The 22,474-nt window shown below is 31.4% G+C and carries 24 protein-coding genes; 17 read left to right on the plus strand and 7 right to left on the minus strand.

The genetic code is table 11. The features are described 5' to 3' along the window. Window positions 1-92: 92 nt before the first annotated feature. Window positions 93-1,211, minus strand: a complete 1,119-nt coding sequence (locus AC1RRU_RS08710; RefSeq protein ID WP_016931225.1) for a hypothetical protein — start codon at window positions 1,209-1,211, stop codon at window positions 93-95. Window positions 1,212-1,342: 131 nt separating this feature from the next. On the opposite strand from AC1RRU_RS08710, the gene AC1RRU_RS08715 reads away from it, so the two are divergent. After that, window positions 1,343-2,074, plus strand: a complete 732-nt coding sequence (locus tag AC1RRU_RS08715) for a metallophosphoesterase family protein (RefSeq protein WP_011275198.1) — start codon at window positions 1,343-1,345, stop codon at window positions 2,072-2,074. A 77-nt stretch (window positions 2,075-2,151) separates the two neighbouring features. Here AC1RRU_RS08715 and czrB read toward each other — a convergent pair whose 3' ends face one another. Both czrB and AC1RRU_RS08725 read right to left on the minus strand, forming a co-directional pair. Further along, complete coding sequence (czrB, locus tag AC1RRU_RS08720) at window positions 2,152-3,102, minus strand: CDF family zinc efflux transporter CzrB (RefSeq protein ID WP_011275199.1); 951 nt, start codon at window positions 3,100-3,102, stop codon at window positions 2,152-2,154. Next, a complete protein-coding gene (locus AC1RRU_RS08725; RefSeq protein ID WP_011275200.1) occupies window positions 3,095-3,424 on the minus strand; it encodes an ArsR/SmtB family transcription factor in 330 nt (109 codons plus the stop codon). Before AC1RRU_RS08725 ends, czrB begins: the two co-directional genes overlap by 8 nt. A 143-nt stretch (window positions 3,425-3,567) precedes the next feature. Between AC1RRU_RS08725 and AC1RRU_RS08730 the strand changes: the two genes are divergently transcribed. The 6 genes from AC1RRU_RS08730 (at window position 3,568) to AC1RRU_RS08755 (ending at window position 8,645) form a co-directional block, all read left to right on the plus strand. Beyond that, a complete protein-coding gene (locus AC1RRU_RS08730) occupies window positions 3,568-4,224 on the plus strand; it encodes an SDR family oxidoreductase (RefSeq protein WP_070855353.1) in 657 nt (218 codons plus the stop codon). 333 nt (window positions 4,225-4,557) lie between these two features. Continuing rightward, entirely contained in the window at window positions 4,558-5,490 is a 933-nt protein-coding gene (locus AC1RRU_RS08735) for a type I phosphomannose isomerase catalytic subunit (protein WP_011275202.1), read from the plus strand. Between the two features lie 53 nt (window positions 5,491-5,543). After that, on the plus strand, window positions 5,544-5,774 hold the full coding sequence (locus AC1RRU_RS08740; protein ID WP_011275203.1) for a hypothetical protein: 231 nt from the start codon (window positions 5,544-5,546) through the stop codon (window positions 5,772-5,774). A gap of 226 nt (window positions 5,775-6,000) precedes the next feature. Continuing rightward, the gene (locus tag AC1RRU_RS08745) at window positions 6,001-7,374 is read left to right on the plus strand and encodes an EVE domain-containing protein (RefSeq protein WP_011275204.1); all 1,374 of its coding nucleotides are present in this window, start codon (window positions 6,001-6,003) and stop codon (window positions 7,372-7,374) included. A 190-nt stretch (window positions 7,375-7,564) separates the two neighbouring features. After that, window positions 7,565-7,960: a thiol-disulfide oxidoreductase DCC family protein gene (locus AC1RRU_RS08750; protein ID WP_016931224.1), complete on the plus strand. Its 396-nt coding sequence runs from the start codon at window positions 7,565-7,567 to the stop codon at window positions 7,958-7,960. A 241-nt stretch (window positions 7,961-8,201) separates the two neighbouring features. Beyond that, window positions 8,202-8,645, plus strand: a complete 444-nt coding sequence (locus AC1RRU_RS08755; RefSeq protein WP_029376676.1) for a Dps family protein — start codon at window positions 8,202-8,204, stop codon at window positions 8,643-8,645. Between the two features lie 72 nt (window positions 8,646-8,717). On the opposite strand, the gene deoD is transcribed toward AC1RRU_RS08755, so the two are convergent. Next, on the minus strand, window positions 8,718-9,428 hold the full coding sequence (gene deoD, locus AC1RRU_RS08760) for a purine-nucleoside phosphorylase (RefSeq protein WP_033079614.1): 711 nt from the start codon (window positions 9,426-9,428) through the stop codon (window positions 8,718-8,720). 166 nt (window positions 9,429-9,594) lie between these two features. Between deoD and deoC the strand changes: the two genes are divergently transcribed. The 4 genes from deoC (at window position 9,595) to AC1RRU_RS08780 (ending at window position 13,169) form a co-directional block, all read left to right on the plus strand. Further along, window positions 9,595-10,257 carry a deoxyribose-phosphate aldolase gene (gene deoC, locus AC1RRU_RS08765; protein ID WP_033079613.1) on the plus strand — a complete coding sequence of 221 codons (663 nt, stop codon included), beginning with the start codon at window positions 9,595-9,597 and terminating at the stop codon, window positions 10,255-10,257. A 61-nt stretch (window positions 10,258-10,318) separates the two neighbouring features. Next, the gene (locus AC1RRU_RS08770) at window positions 10,319-11,620 is read left to right on the plus strand and encodes a pyrimidine-nucleoside phosphorylase (protein ID WP_016931221.1); all 1,302 of its coding nucleotides are present in this window, start codon (window positions 10,319-10,321) and stop codon (window positions 11,618-11,620) included. 11 nt (window positions 11,621-11,631) lie between these two features. Then, on the plus strand, window positions 11,632-12,819 hold the full coding sequence (gene deoB, locus AC1RRU_RS08775) for a phosphopentomutase (RefSeq protein WP_011275210.1): 1,188 nt from the start codon (window positions 11,632-11,634) through the stop codon (window positions 12,817-12,819). Then, window positions 12,819-13,169 carry a DoxX family protein gene (locus AC1RRU_RS08780; protein ID WP_493196566.1) on the plus strand — a complete coding sequence of 117 codons (351 nt, stop codon included), beginning with the start codon at window positions 12,819-12,821 and terminating at the stop codon, window positions 13,167-13,169. Before deoB ends, AC1RRU_RS08780 begins: the two co-directional genes overlap by 1 nt. Before the next feature lie 70 nt (window positions 13,170-13,239). On the opposite strand, the gene AC1RRU_RS08785 is transcribed toward AC1RRU_RS08780, so the two are convergent. Then, window positions 13,240-13,710 (minus strand): S-ribosylhomocysteine lyase, encoded by a 471-nt coding sequence (locus AC1RRU_RS08785; protein ID WP_053020170.1) that lies wholly within the window; start codon window positions 13,708-13,710, stop codon window positions 13,240-13,242. Window positions 13,711-13,965: 255 nt separating this feature from the next. Here AC1RRU_RS08785 and AC1RRU_RS08790 point away from each other — a divergent pair, with 255 nt between their 5' ends. The 3 genes from AC1RRU_RS08790 (at window position 13,966) to AC1RRU_RS08800 (ending at window position 17,261) form a co-directional block, all read left to right on the plus strand. Continuing rightward, on the plus strand, window positions 13,966-15,150 hold the full coding sequence (locus AC1RRU_RS08790; RefSeq protein WP_053020169.1) for a M20 family metallopeptidase: 1,185 nt from the start codon (window positions 13,966-13,968) through the stop codon (window positions 15,148-15,150). After that, complete coding sequence (ldmS, locus tag AC1RRU_RS08795; protein ID WP_037559102.1) at window positions 15,147-16,340, plus strand: L-aspartate--L-methionine ligase LdmS; 1,194 nt, start codon at window positions 15,147-15,149, stop codon at window positions 16,338-16,340. The genes AC1RRU_RS08790 and ldmS overlap by 4 nt, the downstream gene beginning before the upstream one ends. Before the next feature lie 255 nt (window positions 16,341-16,595). Next, the gene (locus AC1RRU_RS08800) at window positions 16,596-17,261 is read left to right on the plus strand and encodes a DUF2750 domain-containing protein (protein WP_011275215.1); all 666 of its coding nucleotides are present in this window, start codon (window positions 16,596-16,598) and stop codon (window positions 17,259-17,261) included. Window positions 17,262-17,418: 157 nt separating this feature from the next. Here AC1RRU_RS08800 and coaW read toward each other — a convergent pair whose 3' ends face one another. After that, window positions 17,419-18,219 (minus strand): type II pantothenate kinase, encoded by an 801-nt coding sequence (gene coaW / locus AC1RRU_RS08805; protein ID WP_011275216.1) that lies wholly within the window; start codon window positions 18,217-18,219, stop codon window positions 17,419-17,421. Between the two features lie 190 nt (window positions 18,220-18,409). Here coaW and AC1RRU_RS08810 point away from each other — a divergent pair, with 190 nt between their 5' ends. From AC1RRU_RS08810 to pyrG, 3 genes are all read left to right on the plus strand, one after another. Continuing rightward, window positions 18,410-19,270, plus strand: a complete 861-nt coding sequence (locus tag AC1RRU_RS08810) for a GNAT family N-acetyltransferase (RefSeq protein ID WP_037559098.1) — start codon at window positions 18,410-18,412, stop codon at window positions 19,268-19,270. 114 nt (window positions 19,271-19,384) lie between these two features. Next, entirely contained in the window at window positions 19,385-19,903 is a 519-nt protein-coding gene (gene rpoE, locus AC1RRU_RS08815; protein ID WP_011275218.1) for a DNA-directed RNA polymerase subunit delta, read from the plus strand. Between the two features lie 215 nt (window positions 19,904-20,118). Beyond that, a complete protein-coding gene (gene pyrG, locus AC1RRU_RS08820; protein WP_493196567.1) occupies window positions 20,119-21,726 on the plus strand; it encodes a CTP synthase in 1,608 nt (535 codons plus the stop codon). Between the two features lie 74 nt (window positions 21,727-21,800). Here pyrG and AC1RRU_RS08825 read toward each other — a convergent pair whose 3' ends face one another. Continuing rightward, the gene (locus AC1RRU_RS08825) at window positions 21,801-22,322 is read right to left on the minus strand and encodes a DUF2529 family protein (RefSeq protein ID WP_011275220.1); all 522 of its coding nucleotides are present in this window, start codon (window positions 22,320-22,322) and stop codon (window positions 21,801-21,803) included. Between the last annotated feature and the right edge of the window lie 152 nt (window positions 22,323-22,474).

The raw sequence follows: 22,474 nt of genomic DNA on the forward strand, positions 1-22,474 counted from the left end.
ATTTATAAAAAAGACAATTTCTATATTATTTCAATAGAAATTGTCTTTTTTTCACTTATCCAAGAACTTTATGTCCCAGACTCTTATTTGTGTTATTTATCTTTATTGAAATTATGACTTACTTCATCTTTGGCATTCTCAGATTTTTGTTTAACATTGTTTGTAACATTATTTGAATGTCCTTCAACATTGTTTTTAGAAGGTTGATGAGTATTGTCAATTTTTTGTTGATTACTCAATGTTTCATTTTTATTAGTTACGCTTTTATCTTTATTTTTGTGCTTTTTCTTCTTCTCGTTAGTAGTTTTATTTAATTTTTCACCACGTTTTAAGAAGTACTGAACTGCACCCATCATAAGAACAAAATAAAGGATTAATCGTAATACAACAATAATTACTTGTGCTACATACAGAATGACTGTAGCAACTTTTTGAGACATGTTTCCAGTTGTTACAGAAAGAATTGTACCAAGTGGTTGAGTAATGATAATAATAATTAAATTGATTAAAAGAACAGCTATAAAGAATTTAAACCAAGTTTTATGGCCATTTCTAATACCTCTAAAGCCATCTTTAAAGTGAGACATGGCACTATAGTTAGATTCTCTTACTAATGAAACAGTATAATTAATCATTAAAATGAAAAAGAACCATGATACGATTGATGTAATTAATCCAATAATAATTAAAATAATGATTTGAATTGTTAGTAAAATGGCAATTGCATTATCAGATGAACTTACAGCTGACTGTAATGATGTAAATAAAGGTGTTAATGCTAAATTAAATAAATAATTTAATGCCATTATGATTAAGTACATCACTATAAATAAGCCAATTGAGATTAATGATAAAATTAAACTCTTACCATATTTACCTTTTTTGAATGCAACAAATAAGTCATTGAAATGAACATCTTCTCTTGAAATTGCTTTTGCAATAACATTAATTGCACCTGCTAGTAATTGATAACCTGCAAATATAAAGAATAATAATCCCAATAATAAAGCCAGGATCATAATAATTAAATACGGACCCGATGATTGTTGTAATTGCGCTGCTAGCTGCATTTGCATGAAATATTGCATAAAGAAAGTTCTAGCAACAGCAAAAACCGCAAATACTACAATGAAACTAACGATACTAAACAAAATCGTCTTAAGAATTTGCGGTTTAGCATTTTTTAATGCCAAACTATGATATTTGAACAAATATAAGCACTCCTTTACTTTAATATAAATACAATATCAAAATTTATACTTTTTTTAAAATAATATCTAACATATTTGAAGATTAAGTGTTAAAATATGCTAATGATTAAATTTTGAAAGGAGATATCATCATGAAATTCGCGATTATTACAGATGTGCATGGTAATTTCGATGCATTACAAACTGTCTTAGATGATATTGATAATAGAGAAGACATCGATAAAATTTACAATCTCGGGGACAATATCGGAATTGGTCATGAAACAAATAAAGTACTCGATACAATATTTGATCGTGATGATATGGAAATTATAGCTGGTAATCATGATGAAGCGGTTATGTCATTAGTAAATAACACGCCTTATCCTGAAGATTTGAAGGATAAATTTTATGAGCATCATCAATGGATAGAGAGTCATATGGATGAAGATTACTATGACCAGCTTAATTTATTACCTAGATATATCGAAAAAACTATTTGTGGAAAAAAATTACTATTCATTCATTATGAAATTGAGAATCAAAAATTGGAGACTGGTATTGAAGGACAGCCGTTTAGTCCAATTACTGAAAATAGTAAAGAAAATATTATTGAATTATTTAAAGATAAAGATGCTGATTTGATTGCATTTGGCCATAATCATCAAATGCATTTATATGATGATAATAAAACAATTTATTTTAATCCTGGCGCAGTAGGTTTAAACAATGGAGCCAATGCCGTGTACGGTATTGTAACGATTAATGATAACGAGTTTTCAATCGAAAGAATTAAGCTACCTTATGATAATGAAGAATATTTACAAGGGTTCGATGAAAAACAAGTGCCAGCGAAGCAACTCATTTTTGAACATTTTTTATAAGTTGTAAAAAATAGGGGTTAGACAGAATTCAATTCGAATTCAACGTCTAACCCCTGATTAATTTTTAATAGGTTATACTAATGTGAGTGTTGATGCATAAATCCAGAACATAAAATTGATTCGTCATGTTGATGTTTTGGTGTTTCTAATTGAATCGTCATATGTTGTATATTAAGATGTGCTAATTCATGTTCTATTTGTTTAAGTAATTGCTCACAAGCCTCTATCGTAAGTGATTTATCTACAACTGCATGACAACTTAATGCATTCATATCATTAGAAATAGTCCAAACATGATAATCATGAACATTTTGTATTTCCTCATGACCCATTATTGTATAGATGACTTGTTCTAAATCTATGTCAGAGGGCGTTCCTTCCATTAAAATATTAATAGATGATTTCGTAATTCCGTATGCACTTTTCAAAATTAGCAGTGAAACCACTATACTCGCAATTGGATCTGCAATTGTAAAATTAAATGTCCATATGAGTATTGAGGCAATAATTGCACCAACAGATCCTAATAAATCTCCTAGTACGTGTATAAACGCACCACGCATATTTAAATTGTGATTGGTATCTCCGCCTTTAAACATAATAAGTGCTACTACGATATTAACTATTAAGCCTATTAAACTAATAATAAACATTTCTGTTGATTGAACTTCGGGTGGTGCAAAAAATCTTTTAATTGCTTCAACGATAATAACTATACTAATAACAAATAAAGTGACGCCATTAAACAATGCAGCTAAAACTTCGAAACGTTTATAACCAAATGTTTTACTAGATGTGGCATTCTTTTCAGCATAAATAAATGCAACAAGGGCAACACCTAGAGAAACTGTGTCGCTGAACATATGTAGTCCATCAGATAATAATGCTAAACTATTAGCAATAAAGCCACCTACAATTTCTATCACCATGAAAAGCCCAATAATAATAAAGGAAATGGCTAAAATTTTTTTATTATTAGTGTGTACATGTGAATGGTTGTGTGAATGTGTATGAGAATGATTAGTCATTTGAAACTTCACCTCTTAGATGTTTCGTATGATGAATGGCTTGTTTCAATAGGGTTGAAACATGTTGATCATCAATCGAATAGATTTTTGATTGACCTTGTCTTAAGGATTTAACAAGTCTAGCTTGTTTAAGAATTTTAAGTTGATGAGAAACATTAGACTGGCTCAAGTTTAGCGTATGTGTAATATGACCAACGCTAGATTCCTCTTGCTCTAACAATAATAGAATTCTTAATCTATTTGTATCACTTAGTGCTTTAAAAATTTCAGTAGTCTGTAATAAGGTAGCATCTTCGTTCCAATTGCTTAAAGATACATTCAAATAAATCACCTCTTAAATATATGAATATATGTTCATATATTAATTTAATATACATGATTGACTATGTCAAAAATGACTTACGTTTTAATTTTTATTTAAGTGGTAAATTGATGGAAGTAGTAATATTAAGGAGGACGATTTGAATGAGTTTATTAGTTATAGGTGCTAACGGTGGAGTAGGTTCTAAATTAGTAAAGCAACTTAAAGAAGATCAGGTAGATTTTACAGCTGGTGTACGTAAAAACGAACAAATTGAAACATTAAAGCAAGATAATATTGAAGCAACTTTAGTTGATGTAGAAAAAGATAGTATTGAAGACTTAACTGAAACATTTAACGGTTATGATAAAGTTTTATTTACTGTGGGTTCTGGTGGCAGTACAGGTGCTGACAAAACGATTATTGTAGATTTAGATGGTGCCATTAAGACAATTGAAGCTAGTAAACAAGCCAATGTTAAACATTATATTATGGTGTCAACGTATGATGCTCGTCGTGAAGCATTTGATCCAAGCGGTGATTTAAAACCATATACAATTGCTAAGCACTATGCTGATGAACACTTAAAAAATTCTGGATTAAATTATACGATTGTTCATCCAGGTGCGTTAGAAGATAAAGAAGGAACTTCTAAAATAGAGACTGATTTATACTTTGATGGAAAAGGTTCTATACATAGAGAAGATGTGGCATCTGTGTTAAAAGAGGTTGCTTTATCTGAGAATAAATTCATTAATAAAGAATTCCAAGTTATTACAGGTAATCAAACAATAAGCGAAGCATTGTCTTCATTTGAATAAATGAGTTGTTTAAAGATAATCATTGAGTTAAAAAATGCTTTCATTAAACTTTAACTAATAGTAATTATTTCAGTTGTGGTGGGATAATGAATTCTAATTGAATTCTATCCCACTTCTTTATGTGTTTTATCATTTAAATAATTTCTATTAAAATAGAGATAAAGTTGATATAATAAAGATACGAATGGTAACACATGTGATGTTGAATAATTATTTTGAATATAATTACACTTTTACATAATTAACGTTTAAGTTTTATACATATAAATCAGATATTATCATTTACTTTAGAAATAGAGAATATAGCCTTTAATGGTTTTAGGGGGTGCAACTATGCCATTATTTTTAAAGCCTATTTTTTTCGAGAAAATTTGGGGCGGTAATAAATTAACTCAATTCAATTATGATATACCTAGTGAATCCACAGGAGAATGTTGGGGGATTTCTGCACACCCAAATGGAAAGAGTATGATCCTTAACGGGCCTTATGCTGGACAAACATTAGACCAAGTTTGGACGCAACATAGAGAATTGTTCGGTGATTTTCCAAGCAAAGATTTTCCGTTATTGTGCAAAATAGTTGATGCGAATGAGCCGCTATCGATTCATGTTCACCCAGATGATTCTTATGCTTATGAATTTGAAAATGGGCAATATGGCAAATCAGAATGTTGGTATATTATTGATGCAGAAGAAGATGCTGAAGTTTTAATTGGTACTACGGTTAACTCTAAAGAAGAACTGGAAAATCAGATTAACCAAGATAATTTATTGGAATCTTTAAAAAGAGTTAAAGTACAACCTGGGGAATTTTATTTTATTCCTGCTGGTACTATACATTCAATCGGTTCAGGTATAACTGTATATGAAACAATGCAATCTTCAGATATTACATATAGATTATATGATTATAATAGACAACGTGAAAATAGTTCTTCATTAGATGTTGATAAAGCATTAGATGTTATTCAATATTCTCAAGAACTACCTAGTATCGTTCCTGAAAATGAAATTATTGAAAATCATAAATGTAGTCACATTGTGTCTAATGATTTCTTTACAATGGTTAAATGGGAAGTTAGTGGGACATTAAATTATATGAAACCTAGAGAATTTTGTCTTGTTTCAGTTTTAAATGGTGATGGACAAATTATTATTGATGGAGAAATCTTCAAGATTCAAAAAGGTTCCAATTTTGTGCTGACTTCAGAAGACTTAGATAGTGTCTTTGAAGGAGACTTTACACTAATCATTAGTTATATTTGATTTTTATTGTTCGTGTTATAAATGATTCATTGTATTAAAGAGGAGTGTGAATATTGAAACAGTTTTTATATATCTCTTTAGTATGTGGTGTGATAGCTGGGGCAGGTGTCTTTTTCAATATGCCACAATATCCTTCACTTGTTATTCCTAGAGTTGTTGCTATATTAGGTATTATAAGTGCAATTATTACCATTAAAGATAAAGATTTAAGTGGATTACTAAAACTTGGTGGCATCATGATCAATCTAATGCCATTATTAGGTAGTTTACTAGCACCTCATTAAATTAATGCATAGGGGAATATTTAGAATTATTAATAATGGATTCTGAATGTTCCCCTTTTTAGCAACTTATTAAATTGAGATAAAATACTAAAAAAATTAAACATAAATAACGACGATATGTTAAGATTTATAGCATAACTTACTAAACATAGCATTTAATTAAAATACAATGAAATCAATTAAAATACATAATAACTTTCGAGAATTAATTTAAAGGAGACCCACAATGGAAGAAGAAGTAAATTACTTTTGGCTTAACTGTGGCTATACTAGATGGAATCACAATGAACCGTTAGTAGGTCAAACAACATTATTTGAATCTGGAGCTCAATTCAACCCTACTCAAGGTTTTAGAGCCTTCAAAAAGGCTAAGACAGGGGATCAAGTTATATTTTATCAAGTCCAAACAGATACTGGATTACTTGGTATTGGAGAAATTATTAGTGTTCAAACAGGTGCTCAAAATAAAATTAGAGTTGAATTTAAATTTAATGAACTATTAAAACCACTTACTACTGATTATTTAAAACGTAGTGAAACGCTTGATTTTCGCATGAATAATATGCGTGAAACATTAATTAATCAATTAACTAAAGAAGAGTATGATTTAATTGTTTCTCTAGGTAAAGGTGAAGAGAAACTTCCACGTTATTTCTTCCTTTCTGAAACTGAGTCATTTGAATCAGGAGAATATTATACTATTTATACTCATACGTATAACGGCATTAAACGTAATGGATATCATTTTTACAATCAGTTAGAAATAGGAGATAATCTTATCTTCTATAATAAATATGAAGATCAGTCAGTGGTAGGTATTGGAGAAGTTTCTCGACATATTCATGAGAAACCACCTATTCCTGGGAGAACAAATAGTACTGCCATTGAAATATATTATGATAAGCATATTACTCCAGTGACATTAGGTGCATTAAATAAACATCCTAAATTAAAAAATCTTTATTTTTTACAAGAAAATGCGAAACAGGCCATCGCAAGCATGAGTCAAACTCAATACGATGCTATTATTGAAATGAGTAATAATGATGGTGTGAAAACACCTTTTGAAACAATTAAAAAAACTGAAATTGATTCAGCAAGTCATGATGATTCAATAAAACCTTTTATATTGTTGGTTGTAGAACAACGAGAAGAAGGATTGAAAGCGGCAAATAATTTATTACAAAAGACAAATGCAAATCCTGTAATAACTAGTGGACATCCGGATTTTACAGAGGACATGTTATATGGTAAATATTTACCAAATGAAACTGGTGCCTTATACTATCGCGAAGGTTTTATCACTCAATTAATGCCTAAAAATGATAAAAGTTATTTAGTCATTGATAATTTTAATAGAATTGATCCTGACATTTTCCAAACATACATCAATGTGTTAGAAGGATATGAAGTAACTTTACCTAGATATAATAAAGAGGGACAAATGGTAAAATGGTCAAGAGAAAAAGATTCATTCTATCATTTTAATCCGAACTGGCATATTATTGGTGTAACTTACGACCGTCTAGAAGATATAAAACGCAAATATTCAAATCAATTTCTTAAATATACAAGAATTGTAAAAGTAAATCATGAATAACTTAAGATAACTAAACCTGAGACGTTTTACTATGTCTCAGGTTTTTAATTTTATTATTATGGCTTTAATATTTTATATCAAATTTAAAACATTCATAGTTAAAGGCATGCTATGCTATGGACATTTTTAGTGTTTAATGTAAGGCATAGCATGGAATATTAATAATAAGACTTAGAGGAAGGTGAAAGAAATGCCTATTATTTATTACGATGGTAATTGTGTTTATTGTTATAACTATTGCATTTGGTTAATACAGAATGGACTTCCTAAGAGTTATGAATTCGCAACTTTAAAAGGGGAAGCAGGGCAACACTTATTTGAACAACATCCAGAAGCATTAAATAAAAACAGCGTGATTTTACAACGTGGTCAACATTTAGAGTTTAAATCCAATGCGATTGCTAGTCTTATCATGACTACAACGAAATACAAGTGGTTAGGATTGTTAATTAAAGTTATTCCACGTCAAATAAGAGATCTAGCGTATAATTTATTTGCAAATAATCGAAATAGGATGTGGAAGACGCATTGGCATAATCCAAATGAATATGAAAAATCCTTTTTCATAGATGATAAACGCATCTAATTGATAAAATATTATCATAATTGATAATGAGTGGTTTGTTAGTAAATATATATATTATTTTAGTTGCTGATGCAAATTACTTTTCAAATACTGTTATATAAGTTTTAATAGTTAATAAGAAAAGGTAGTTATAAAAATTAGTGATAAAAAAGTTAAGCATAACTATTTACAGATTATAATCATTATAATATAATAATAATTGTAATAAAGAGAAAACAATTTAGAAGTACAAGGAGAGAATATAATGAGTCAACAAGATGTAGTAAAAGAATTAAATCAACAAGTTGCAAACTGGACAGTAGCATATACTAAATTGCACAATTTCCATTGGTATGTTAAAGGACCTAATTTCTTCTCATTACATGAGAAGTTCGAAGAGTTATACAATGAAGCTAGTCAATATGTAGATGACTTAGCAGAACGTATTTTAGCAATTGGTGGAAATCCAGTAGGTACATTGAAAGAAAGTCTTGAAATTTCTATCGTTGATGAAGCGGGTAAAAATTACTCAGCTGAACAAATGGTTGAAGCCTTCTCTAATGATTTAACTCATATCTCAGAGCAATTAGTTAAATCTATAGAAGTAGCTGGAGAAGCTGGCGATGATGTTTCAGAAGATATGTTCATCGGTATGAAAAATTCTGTTGATAAACACAATTGGATGTTCAAATCATATTTAGTTTAATTAATATATAAAAAGGTGCTTGAGATTTCATTATCGTCTCAAGCACCTTTTATTATCTATTAGAATTTGATATTACTCGGCGATTTCCAATGCTATTTCCATCATTTGAGTAAATGAATTTTGTCTTTCTTCAGCTGTAGTTGCTTCGTCTCTTAGAATATGGTCACTAACTGTAAAAATACCTAACGCTTTTTTACCAGCATTAATTGCATTCAAGTATAAACCTGCTGATTCCATTTCTATACCCAATATACCCATTTTTTGCCAATTATCATTGAATGTTTTATCAGCATTGTAGAATGTATCTGAAGATAAAACATTACCTACATGGCTTACTGCTCCTATTTCATCTGCTACATTTTTAGCTTTAGTGATGAGTTCATAGTCAGCTATTGGAGCAAAGTGACCAGGTATATTAAATTGATCAACATAATTAGAATTTGTAGATGCTGCTTGAGCAATAATGACATCATATAAATTTACATTCTCTTGTAATGCGCCACATGAACCTACGCGAATAATAGTATCAACATCAAAGAAATTATATAACTCATAAGAATAAATACCGATACTTGGTATTCCCATCCCTGATCCCATTACAGAAACTTCTTTTCCTTTATATGTACCTGTGTAACCAAACATATTTCTAACTTCATTAAATTGTTCAACATTTTCTAAAAAGTTATCAGCAATATATTTTGCACGTAATGGATCGCCAGGCATTAAAACAGTCTTTGCGATTTTTGTTCCGTTAGGTTGAATATGAGGTGTGCCATTTGTCATTAATATCTTCTCCTTATCATGATTGTTAAGATTAAGATAACATTTGTTTAACTTTTTTGCGAATTTTTGTACTATAGAAATGAGAGGACTATATTAATTTAAATAGTTAATATTCCAATTAGATGGAATATCATTTAAATTTAACAACATATTGGAGGAAACTACTATGAATTATGCTAAATTTATTGATCACACATTATTGAAACCTGAATCTACACGTCAACAAATCGATCAAATTATTGATGAAGCCAAAGAGTATAACTTTAAATCTATTTGTGTAAATCCTACACATGTAAAATATGCAGCAGAACGATTAAATGATTCTGGTGTATTGGTTTGTACCGTTATAGGTTTCCCACTTGGTGCTACTACAACTGCTACTAAAATCTTTGAAACTGAAGATGCCATAAAAAATGGCGCAACTGAACTTGATATGGTTATCAATATCGGCGCACTTAAAGATGGAAGATTTGAAGATGTTCAAAAAGACATTGAGGGCGTAGTTGGAGCAGCAAATGGAAAAACAGTAAAAGTGATTATTGAAACTGTGCTTTTATCAGATGAAGAAAAAGTTAAAGCAAGTGAATTAGCGAAAGCAGCTGGTGCTGATTTCGTTAAAACATCAACTGGTTTTGCTGGGGGAGGCGCTACACCTGAAGATGTGAAATTAATGAAAGATACAGTGGGAGACGAATTAGAGGTTAAAGCATCAGGTGGCGTTCGCAGTTTGGAAGATTTCAACAAAATGATTGATGCAGGTGCTACGCGTATAGGTGCGAGTGCAGGTGTTCAAATTATTCAAGGCTTAGAGTCAGATTCTGATTATTAATAATGCAATTAACGTAACAGCACACAGATACAACAGCTTATTTTGAGAGGGGTTCAGAATTATGAGAATGGTAGATATTATTGAAAAAAAACGCGATGGTAAATCATTATCAAAAGAAGAAATTGAATTCTTTATCAAAGGTTACACGAATGGGGATATTCCAGATTATCAGGCATCGAGTTTAGCTATGGCTATCTTTTTCCAAGATATGAATGACGAAGAGCGTGCAGCATTAACTATGGCAATGGTTAATTCAGGTGATGTGATTGACTTATCAAAAATCAATGGTATTAAAGTTGATAAGCATTCAACAGGAGGCGTTGGTGATACCACTACATTAGTATTAGCGCCTCTAGTGGCAGCAGTGGGTGTCCCAGTAGCCAAAATGAGTGGTCGTGGCTTAGGACATACGGGTGGAACAATTGATAAATTAGAATCAATCAAAGGATTTCACGTTGAAATCTCTGAAGAGGATTTCATTAAACTTGTTAATGAAAATCAAGTTGCTGTTATTGGACAGTCAGGTAATTTAACTCCAGCTGATAAGAAACTTTATGCATTGAGAGATGTAACAGGGACAGTTAACTCAATTCCTTTAATTGCATCATCTATTATGAGTAAAAAAATTGCTGCGGGTGCTGATGCTATCGTCTTAGATGTTAAAACTGGTAACGGTGCTTTCATGAAAACATTAGAGGACGCTGAAGCGTTAGCACATGCTATGGTTAGTATAGGGAATAATGTAGGTAGAAATACAATGGCTATTATTTCTGACATGAGCCAACCACTTGGTCGAGCAATTGGTAATGCTTTAGAATTGAAAGAAGCTATTGATACATTAAATGGTAAAGGACCAGAAGATTTAACTGAACTTGTATTAACACTCGGTTCTCAAATGGTAGTTCTAGCTAATAGAGCAAATACACTTGAGGAAGCACGTCAATTATTAAATGAAGCAATTGAAAATGGTTCAGCTTTAGAAAAATTCAAAACATTTTTAGAGAATCAAGGTGGCGATGCCTCAGTAGTTGATGCGCCTGAATTATTACCAACAGCAACATATCAAATCGAGTATAAAGCTCAATCAAGTGGCGTAGTTTCAGAACTTATTGCTAATGAAATTGGTGTTGCTTCAATGATGTTAGGTGCAGGGAGACAAACTAAAGAGGATGAAATAGATTTAAGTGTTGGGATTGTATTAAACAAGAAAGTAGGAGACGTTGTTAAAGAGGGAGAATCTTTATTAACCATTCACAGTAATCGTGAAAATGTTGACGACGTTATTAAGAAACTTGATGAAAGTATTGAAATTCAAGCACAAGCAACAACACCAACATTAATTCATAAAATAATTACAGAGTAGGAGTGTTAAATATGACTACACCATTCAAAAGAGTACATTTAATTGTTATGGATTCAGTAGGTATCGGTGAAGCACCTGATGCTGCAGCTTTCAATGATGAAGGATCTCATACATTAAAGCATACATTAGAAGGATTTAACCAAACGCTACCTAATTTGGAAAAATTAGGATTGGGTAATATTGAAGAATTACCTGTGGTCAATAAAGTTGAACAACCAGGTGCTTTCTATACTAAACTTAGTGAAGCTTCCGTGGGTAAAGATACCATGACAGGACATTGGGAAATCATGGGTTTAAATATCATGCAACCATTTAAAGTATATCCAAACGGATTTCCTGATGAGTTAATACAAGAGATTGAAGAAATGACAGGTCGTAAAGTTGTAGCAAATAAGCCCGCTTCAGGGACAGCCATTATTGATGAATTAGGTGAGCATCAAATGAAAACTGGGGACTTAATCGTCTATACTAGCGCTGACCCAGTACTTCAAATTGCTGCACATGAAGATATTATCCCTCTTGAAGAATTATATGATATTTGTGAAAAGGTTCGAGAATTAACTAAAGATCCTAAATACTTAATTGGTCGCGTAATTGCACGTCCGTATGTAGGTGAACCTGGAAACTTTACACGTACTTCTAATCGACATGATTACGCGCTAAAACCATTTGGCAAAACTGTTATGAATACATTAAAAGATAATAACTATGATGTTATTGCTATTGGAAAAATTAATGATATTTATGATGGTGAAGGTGTAACTGAAGCAATAAGAACAAAAAATAATATGGATGGTATGGATCAATTAATAAATGTCGTAAAAAAAGATTTTAATGGCATTAGTTTTTTAAATTTAGTTGATTTCGATGCATTATACGGCCATCGTAGAGACAAAGAAGGTTATGCACAAGCTATTAAAGATTTCGACGAGCGATTACCTGAATTAATCGACAATCTTCAAGAAGATGATTTAGTTATTATCACGGCTGATCACGGAAATGACCCTATTGCCGATGGTACTGATCATACTAGAGAGTATATCCCAGTACTTATGTTTAGCCCTAAAATTGATAAATACCATGAATTATCAGGAGACAGTACGTTTAGTTCAATCGGTGCGACCATTGCAGATAATTTCAATGTGGAATTACCTGAATTTGGTAAGAGTTATTTGAATGAAATGGGAGTTGAACATTAATGAAAGTATTGCGTTATTTATTAGGTTTAGCTTTTGGAACAGCTGGCGTTCTACATTTTACAAATGAACGCTCATTTAGAAATATTGTTCCAGAATACTTACCATTACGTAAAACAGCTGTTTTGGTAACAGGTATATTTGAAATTTTCTTTGGCATTATGTTGTTATTAAAACGTCCTGCTAATTGGTTAAAAACAGGTATAAATCTTTTCTTACTAGCTGTATTACCGGCAAATATATATATGGCACGAAAAGAATTACCTTTAGGTGATAAACAAGTACCTAAATGGGCATTATACTCAAGACTACCAATGCAATTTGTTTTAATTGCACTAGTAAAAAAATTATAAAAGAGAAAAGTAAAACCACCAATACTTAAATATACTTAAGTATTGGTGGTTTTTATTTTAAATATGAAATTTATTTACCTTCACCAAAAATATCTGACCATTGATTGCGTTTATCTAAAAATGCTTGCGCAATTTCTTTTGCACCTTCAAGTGAATGACTTGCTGCCCAACCGCATTGTACTTCATTGCAAGCGGGTATCTCAGTAGCTTCTAAAACATCATTTAGTGTTTTTTCAATTATATTTAACACATCTTCATAGTCGTCATGATTAATAAATGAAACATAAAAACCAGTTTGACAACCCATTGGACTTAAATCAACAACTTTATCAGTATGATTTCTAATGTTTTCAGCCATTAAATGCTCTAGTGAGTGTAACCCAGGCATTTCCATGTGCTCTTTGTTAGGTTGTTTAAAGCGAATGTCATACTTTTTAATAACATCACCATTTAAGCCTTCCATTGTACCAGCTAAACGGACGAAAGGTGCAACAACTTTAGTGTGATCAAGATTAAAACTTTCAACGTTCATTTTAGTCATGATAAATCCTCCTATATTAAATAAGCTTAATTATTAAGTTAACGATTTGATTGTATCAATAGTTAAGGGTATTTACAATTTTCAAAATTATAGTTAAACAAAGTGAACTGTGAGAAAATTTCGTAAATATAAGGTTAATTAATGACAACAATCTTTAAATCCGATAAAATAAGTAATAATTAATTGAGAAACGATATGGTTACAATATCCAAAATATTTTTAAAGATTTTTACAATAATAAGGGAGTTATGATTTATGAGTAATAAACAAGGAATTTTAGATTATATAGAGAATAATAAATATGATTATGTTGAAATTAGTCATAGAATACATGAACGCCCTGAATTAGGCAATGAAGAAATTTTCGCGTCTAGAACGCTTATAGATAAATTGAAAGAGAATGATTTCGATATAGAAACGGATATTGCTGGACACGCTACTGGATTTATAGCTACATATGATTCTGGACAAGAAGGCCCAGTTATTGGCTATTTAGCTGAATATGATGCATTGCCAGGCCTAGGTCATGCGTGTGGTCATAATATTATTGGAACTGCTAGTGTACTTGCGGGTTCAGCATTGAAACAAGTTATAGACCGCATCGGTGGTAAAGTTGTCGTGCTCGGTTGTCCTGCAGAAGAAGGTGGCGAAAATGGTAGTGCAAAAGCTTCATATGTTAAGGCTGGTATTATCGATGATATCGATATAGCATTAATGATTCATCCAGGTAATGCAACTTATCCAACCATTGATACACTAGCGGTGGATGTATTAGATATAAAATTTTATGGCAAAAGTGCACATGCTTCTGAAAATGCTGACGAAGCTTTAAACGCATTAGATGCAATGATTTCATATTTTAACGGTGTAGCACAATTAAGACAGCACATTAAAAAAAGTCAACGCGTACATGGTGTTATCTTAGACGGAGGAAAAGCTGCAAATATTATACCCGATTTTACACATGCTCGATTCTATACACGTGCAACCACTCGAAAAGAACTAGATATTTTAACAGAAAAAGTTAATCAAATTGCTAGTGGTGCTGCAATTCAAACAGGTTGCGATTATGAATTTGGCCCTATACAAAATGGTGTGAACGAATTTATTAAGACACCTAAATTAGATGAATTGTTTGAGAAGTACGCGCTCGAAGTTGGTGAAGATGTAAGTCATGATGATTTTGGTTTTGGATCAACAGATACGGGTAATGTCAGTCATATAGTACCTACGATTCATCCTCATGTGAAGATAGGATCTAGAAACTTAGTTGGTCATACACATAGATTTAGAGAGGCTGCGGCAAGTGTACATGGTGATCAAGCGTTAATTCATGGTGCGAAAATCATAGCATTAATGGGGTTAGAACTAATTGAAAATAAGGGAATGTTTGATGAAATTGTTCAACAGCACTCTCATATAAAGGGGCAGTCAAAATGACGATAAATGAAAAAGGTCTAAAATTAACTTTAAGTGACTTATATAATGAAAATATTGTGTATAACTCGAGACCATCTTATGTTTCAAATCCATGGTTAAAGCCTGAGGAACATCAATCTAATTTCTTAACTGGTCGTGAAATGCTTATTGCAGATTCAATGCCAATGATTGTACATGAAGCAAGTATTACTGAAAAATTAGATCAATTATTTAATCTTGTTGGAAAAAAAGTTCCCACAAATACGTATCAATTTAAAAACCATGAAACATATGAAGCACTATTAAATCGAATTGTTAAAGAAGAAGGTAAAGATATATATTTTCAATATATTCATAGTGAAGATGTTGTTTCAGATAAATGCTACGCTGTAGATAAAGAGACCTTTGTAGCTTTAAACAATAAAGCACGAATACCAGAATGGACGAATCATAAATATTTGCCAGAGCGAGAAATTGTATCGATAAATGATTTTAAAGCGCGCATAAAAGAATGGGATTTCCCTTTTGTAATTAAACCAGGTGATGACTTACCAACAGCTGGTGGATACGGTGTAATGATTTGCTATGATGAAGAGGACTTAGCTAAAGCAACCCAACGTATTTTAGAAGCAAGTGATGCAACGGATAATTTAATAATTGAACAAAAAATTGAAGCGGTAAAGAATTATTGTGTTCAGTATGCTTATTCTGAAGAAATAGGTGTGACTTATTTAGGCACTGCATATCAAATCACTGATAAATATGGATTTTATGCTGGAAATGAAAATGTACATGATGTCCCTCAACAAGTCATTGATGCAGGAAGAGAAATTATGGAAAATGGTGTAAAGCTGGGTTTCTTTGGTGTAGCTGGTTTTGATTTACTATTAGATAAAAACGATGATGTTTTTGCCATCGATTTAAACTTTAGACAAAATGGCTCTACAAGCATGTTATTATTACAAGAAGAATTAAATTCATCATATCAGAAATTTTATAGCTACTTCTCTAATGGTGATAATGAACATTTCTTTAATACAATTTTAAAATTTGTCAAAAAGGGCGTATTATATCCATTATCTTATTATGATGGTGATTGGTTTGGAAAGAATGCAGTTAACTCTCGTTTTGGTTGTATATGGACTGGAGATTCAAAAGAAGCCATAGAGAAAATTGAAAAATCCTTTTTAGCTGAATTAGATAAAAATTAATTTACCCTAATCAATATCCATGGATAGGTATATAGCAATAATTTTAAAAAGTATAATTTCAATTCTTATCATTTAAATGAATCAAAAGATATTAATTCAATATAGTTATAGCTCAATGCGTCAATTTGGGAGCAAGACATGGCATTCATCAAGAATACAGTCTTGGTCCCTTATTTTTTAGTATAGAAATTTGACGACATAAGTATTGTCATTTAGTATTTTAATAGTTGCAAATTAGAAATGGAGGGTTATGCATTGTCTTATAAGAATGAGGCGTACTTTAAAGATGTACTGATTAATGAAGTGTTTTATGTTGCTAACAAAAATAAAAAGCTAGTCAGACTAAATAGTAATAACCAAGATTATGTTGGCGTTTGGACTCAAGAAGGACAAGCGGAAGACTATTTAAAACATGCGTCAATCGATTATGACCGTGTGCTAAAAATTGATATTGATACATTCGTTACATATGAATTGGATGACTTATTTGATGAGGATGATCAAGTTATCATTAATCAAACATCACAAGAAACTGGTCAAATTGTAAAAGTCGTAAAAATGACTGATGAATTAATGTCAGAGTTGGATAAAATTCGTATTAAAGAGTTTGTAAAAGATGTTGCCAAAGAAGACCAAGTATTTGGTTTATCAAAACATGATGAAAATCATTTTATATTGATTAGTGATGATAGTGAAGAAAAACCTCAAATCATGCCGGTTTGGAGCTTGAAAAATAGAGCACTCAAAGTTCGTGATGAAGATTTTGAGGAATGTGAATTAATTGAAATTGAAGGTAGTGTATTTAGCGAATGGTTAGATAAGTTACGTGATAATGACCAAGTTGTCGCAATTGATTTGAAACCTGGTGTGGTAGGAACAGTCATTTCTGCACAAAAATTATCAAATGAATTAACTTTTTAATTTGAAGCACGTAACATTTAGTGAAATTTTGTCTTTATATATACATTATTAAATAGTCGATGTTAAATCTGTCGATGCAGTTGAGATTTAGATGAATTGTTAAACCCTTAATCACATCTTTTGGTGATTAAGGGTTTTTTATAAATATTAAAAGTATTTAATTTAAATAAATTGCGCCAAGTGCTCCTGAAAAAGCACCATTCTCAATGTAATATGGTTTGAAACCACGTAATACCGTATAATCTTCAATTACTTCACGTAAAAGTGGATTATTGTTGAAAGAAGACCCGATATATACAACATTCTCAGTTTTATTTTCACGAGCAACGGTTATGGCCATAGTAGTTATTACTTCACCAACGACTCCAACCACTGATGCTAATTTATTAGCTGGTGAAAAATCTACGTCTAAATTATGTAAGACGTTTCCAAAGTTAGCAGCTGTTAATTCACCTGGAATAGGTGGTTCGGTATCTTTGTAAATATGCTTAACTTTAAGATCAATCGTATCTCTATCTCCAGATTGAGCTAGATTTGTAAGTGCTTCATAATCTGTAATTTGTGATAATAAGTATCCCAGTCCTTGAATCATACCTCCACCAGTACCCACACCGCCTACACGACGTTGTTGTTTGCCATCGAAATAATGTAACGAAGTGCCTGTACCGACATTAGCGAATATATATTCGTCAATATGATGACCTTGCTCTTTAAGAAGCATACCCAAACCTTTAGATGATGCATCGAATTCAACAAATATAGTTGCATCCACATTTAAATTTTCAGCAATAACACCTGCATTTCCGCCAGTAAGACTGATTGATTCAAAAGTGTTTGCGTTTAACCATGCAATTACCTCTGAAATGTTTGTAGTAAGTTTTGTTTCATACGAACGTCCTTGTTGAGATTCTTGGACGATTTTTATTAGCGTACCACCGGCATCTATACCGACTTTCATTCTAGTTCACCTCGTGATTTTATATGTCATATTTATAGTAAAGCAAATTAGCTAAATTTCAATAGATTATTTTTAAATTGTAAAAATTTAAAACAATTGTAGCTAATTAAAGTAGATTTTATTTTGATAAGTGTAAAAAAACAATTATAATAAAATTGATTAATTAAAAGAGGCATAGGGGTTAGTGGTTATGACTATAAAAAAGCAATTTGAAAATATAACGATTCAAGAATTTGAAGAAAAGTATAGACAGGATGTAGTTAACTTTGAATTAAGTGAGAGACAACAAATATACTCATCCTTGCCGAAATCAGTATTAGACGATGCACTTACAGATGAGAATAGAGTGGCTAACATTGCTATTAATGAGTATGGTGATGTTGTTGGTTTCTTTGTATTACATCAATATTATCAACATGAAGGGTATGATACACCTGAAAATGTCGTATATGTAAGATCATTATCAATAAATGAGAATTTTCAAGGAAATGGGTATGGAACTACGATGATGATGTATTTACCTCAATATGTACAAGATTTATTCCCTGATTTCAATCACTTGTATCTGGTTGTCGATGCTGAAAATAAAGGTGCTTGGAATGTGTATGAACGTGCTGGTTTTATGCACACTGCTACTAAAGAAGAAGGTCCTATTGGTAAAGAACGCTTATATTATTTGGACTTAGATTCAAAACATGTGTCTTCACTACGATTAACGGAAAATGAAGCATCAAGTATTTCATCTTATAGTGTTGTTGATTTACTTAAAGATAACCAAAAAGTAGGTTTTATAGCACTTGAAAAAACGGATAATCGAATTAATATTGTTGCTATTGAAGTGTATAAAGAACAACGAAAAGAAGGTATCGCTGAAAGTGCATTAAGACAAATTCCTACATATGTACGAAAGCATTTCAAGCAAGCTAAAACGATTATGATTACGTTATTTGGTGAAAACAATGAATTAAAATCATTATGTGTAAATAGTGGTTTTGTAGAAATTGACCAGTCAGATGATTTAATTATTTTCGAGAAATATGTAAATTACTAAGATAATCGTAATTGCGAAATCGTGTATTGTCATTTATAATTTATTTTTGTTACTATTAATTAATGAAATCCAACGATATAATTAAAAAATTCTTCGAAAGGAAGATTAGCTATAATGAAAATCCAAGATTATACTAAAGAAATGGTTGATGAAAAGTCATTTATCGATATGGCTTATACGTTATTAAATGATAAAGGTGCAACGATGAATTTATACGATATCATCGATGAATTCAAAGATTTAGGTGGTTATGAATTTGAAGAGATTGAAAATCGTGTAGTTCAGTTCTATACAGACTTAAATACAGATGGACGTTTTTTAAACGTTGGTGAAAATCAATGGGGATTACGTGATTGGTATTCTGTAGACGATATTGAAGAAAAAATCGCACCTACAATTCAAAAATTCGATATTCTTGATGATGAAGATGAAGAAGATAAAAATCTTAAATTATTGGGTGATGACGAAATGGATGATGACGATGACATTCCAGCCCAAACGGATGATCAAGAAACTTTAGACGACCCTGAAGATGAACAAGTAGAAGACGAGATTAGTGAATCAGATTTAGTAATTGAAGATGACGAAGATGATGAACTCGACGAAGAAGACGAGGACGAATTCGAAGACTAAGAAGATTTTAAAACTAAATTTTAGTTTTAATTGACTTTTACTTAAAAAATGATAGAATTTTATTCGGGCTCCTTTAAATAGGACACGTGTATAAATCATATACGCTCCCCTTACAGATATGTGAGAGGGAGCGATTTTTTTATTTTTCAAAAGTGATTATTTAAAATTAATAAATAGGTAAGGAAGCATCCCTTTATAAATTAGGAGGTCAGGAAATGACAAAATTTATTTTTGTAACGGGCGGAGTAGTATCATCATTAGGAAAAGGTATCACAGCCGCTTCTCTAGGTAGATTGTTAAAAGATAGAGGCTTAAAAGTAACAATTCAAAAATTTGATCCATATTTAAATGTTGACCCAGGAACTATGAGTCCGTATCAACATGGAGAAGTATTTGTTACAGATGATGGTGCTGAAACTGACTTAGATTTAGGACACTATGAGCGTTTTATTGATATTAATTTAAATAAATATTCAAATGTTACAGCTGGGAAAGTTTATTCACATGTACTCAAGAAAGAACGTCGTGGTGATTATTTAGGTGGAACAGTTCAAGTTATTCCACATATTACTAATGAAATTAAAGAACGTTTATTACTTGCTGGTGAGAGTACAAACGCAGATGTAGTTATTACTGAAATCGGTGGTACAACTGGTGACATTGAATCACTTCCATTTATCGAAGCAATTAGACAGATTAGAAGTGATTTAGGTCGTGAAAACGTAATGTATGTACATTGTACATTGCTTCCATACATTAAAGCTGCTGGTGAAATGAAAACAAAACCAACACAACACAGTGTTAAGGAACTACGTGGTTTAGGTATTCAGCCAGATTTAATTGTAGTGCGTACAGAATATGAAATGACACAAGATTTAAAAGATAAAATTGCATTATTCTGTGATATTAATAAAGAGAGCGTTATAGAATGTAGAGACGCATCATCTTTATATGAAATTCCATTACAATTAAGTGCACAGGATATGGATGATATTGTTATCAAGCGATTAGATTTAGATGCTAAATATGAAACTCAATTAGATGAATGGCAATATTTACTAGATACTGTTAATTCACTTGATGGTACAATCACGATTGGATTAGTAGGTAAATATGTTAGCTTACAAGATGCATACTTATCTGTTGTAGAGTCATTGAAACATGCTGGCTACCCATTGAAGAAAGACGTTGTAGTTAAGTGGATTGATTCTGGCGAAGTTAATGATAATAATGTTGAAGACTATTTAAAAGATGTAGATGGCATTCTCGTGCCAGGTGGTTTTGGATTTAGAGCAAGCGAGGGTAAAATTGCTGCAATTAAATACGCTCGTGAAAATAATGTTCCATACTTTGGTATTTGCTTAGGTATGCAATTAGCGACTGTTGAGTTTGCACGCAATGTACTAGGTTTAGAGGAAGCACACTCAGCAGAACTTAATCCTAGCACACCTTATCCAATTATTGATTTATTGCCTGAGCAAAAGGATATTGAAGATTTAGGTGGCACGTTACGTTTAGGATTATATCCATGTAAAATCAAAGAAAACACATTAGCACATCAAATTTATGACGCAGTTAATATTGAGGAAAGACACCGTCATAGATATGAATTTAATAATGAATTTAGAGAACAATTAGAAGCTAATGGTATGGTGTTTTCTGGTACTAGTCCAGATGGACGATTAGTAGAAATGGTAGAAATTCCAGAGAATGACTTCTATATCGCATGTCAGTTCCATCCTGAATTCTTATCAAGACCTAATAGACCTCAGCCTATTTTTAAATCGTTTGTAGAAGCGGCCTATAAACATCAAAATAAATAATATAATAAATCAACCCTTACGTACTGAAATGGTGACGTAAGGGTTGATTTTATAATGAATATTGATATATGACATTACAACTCTAAATCTCGTGTCATTTCAATCATTTGAGTGTAAATTTCATAGTATATGTAATTAAAAGATATCGTATGAGGTTGAACCACTTTATCATAATCTTCAGTGTAAACGATTGGTCTAGGGGTAGCTAGATTGATGAAATGTATAAAGTGTTCTGGTATTTCTGAATCTTTGGGTCGATTACAAATTAAGACAACATCAATATCATTATCTACTAATGTTTGTACATCTTTAGCTACTTCTTCAGTGTAATATGGTGAAAAGAGTAACACGCGATCTGTTGAATCTATATCATCAAATGTTGTGAGCGTGGATAATAATTTACTAGATTTAAGGTGCTCTTCACTTTCTATAACAAAAGGCTCGAAAAATTTCAAATCGCCATAGCCTTTAATGTATACATAACCTTCGCCACCGATTGCTTGTATTAGACATTGAGCAGCCATTTGAATATCTAAAGCTTGATCTTCTAACCGATTAAATATACCCGTTAATTGAGTTTGTAATATTTTAGACATGTTGTTCCTCCGTTTCATATGTATTGTAAATAAACTCAAACTTATGTGCAATGAAACCGTTCATATATTGAAATATTAATAATTTAGTATTTAATAGTAAAAGTTTATTTTAAATCAAGCATGCATTCACATGCAATTCAAAAAAATATCTG

It is taken from the genome of Staphylococcus sp. GW821-FHT11H10, from assembly GCF_058807855.1.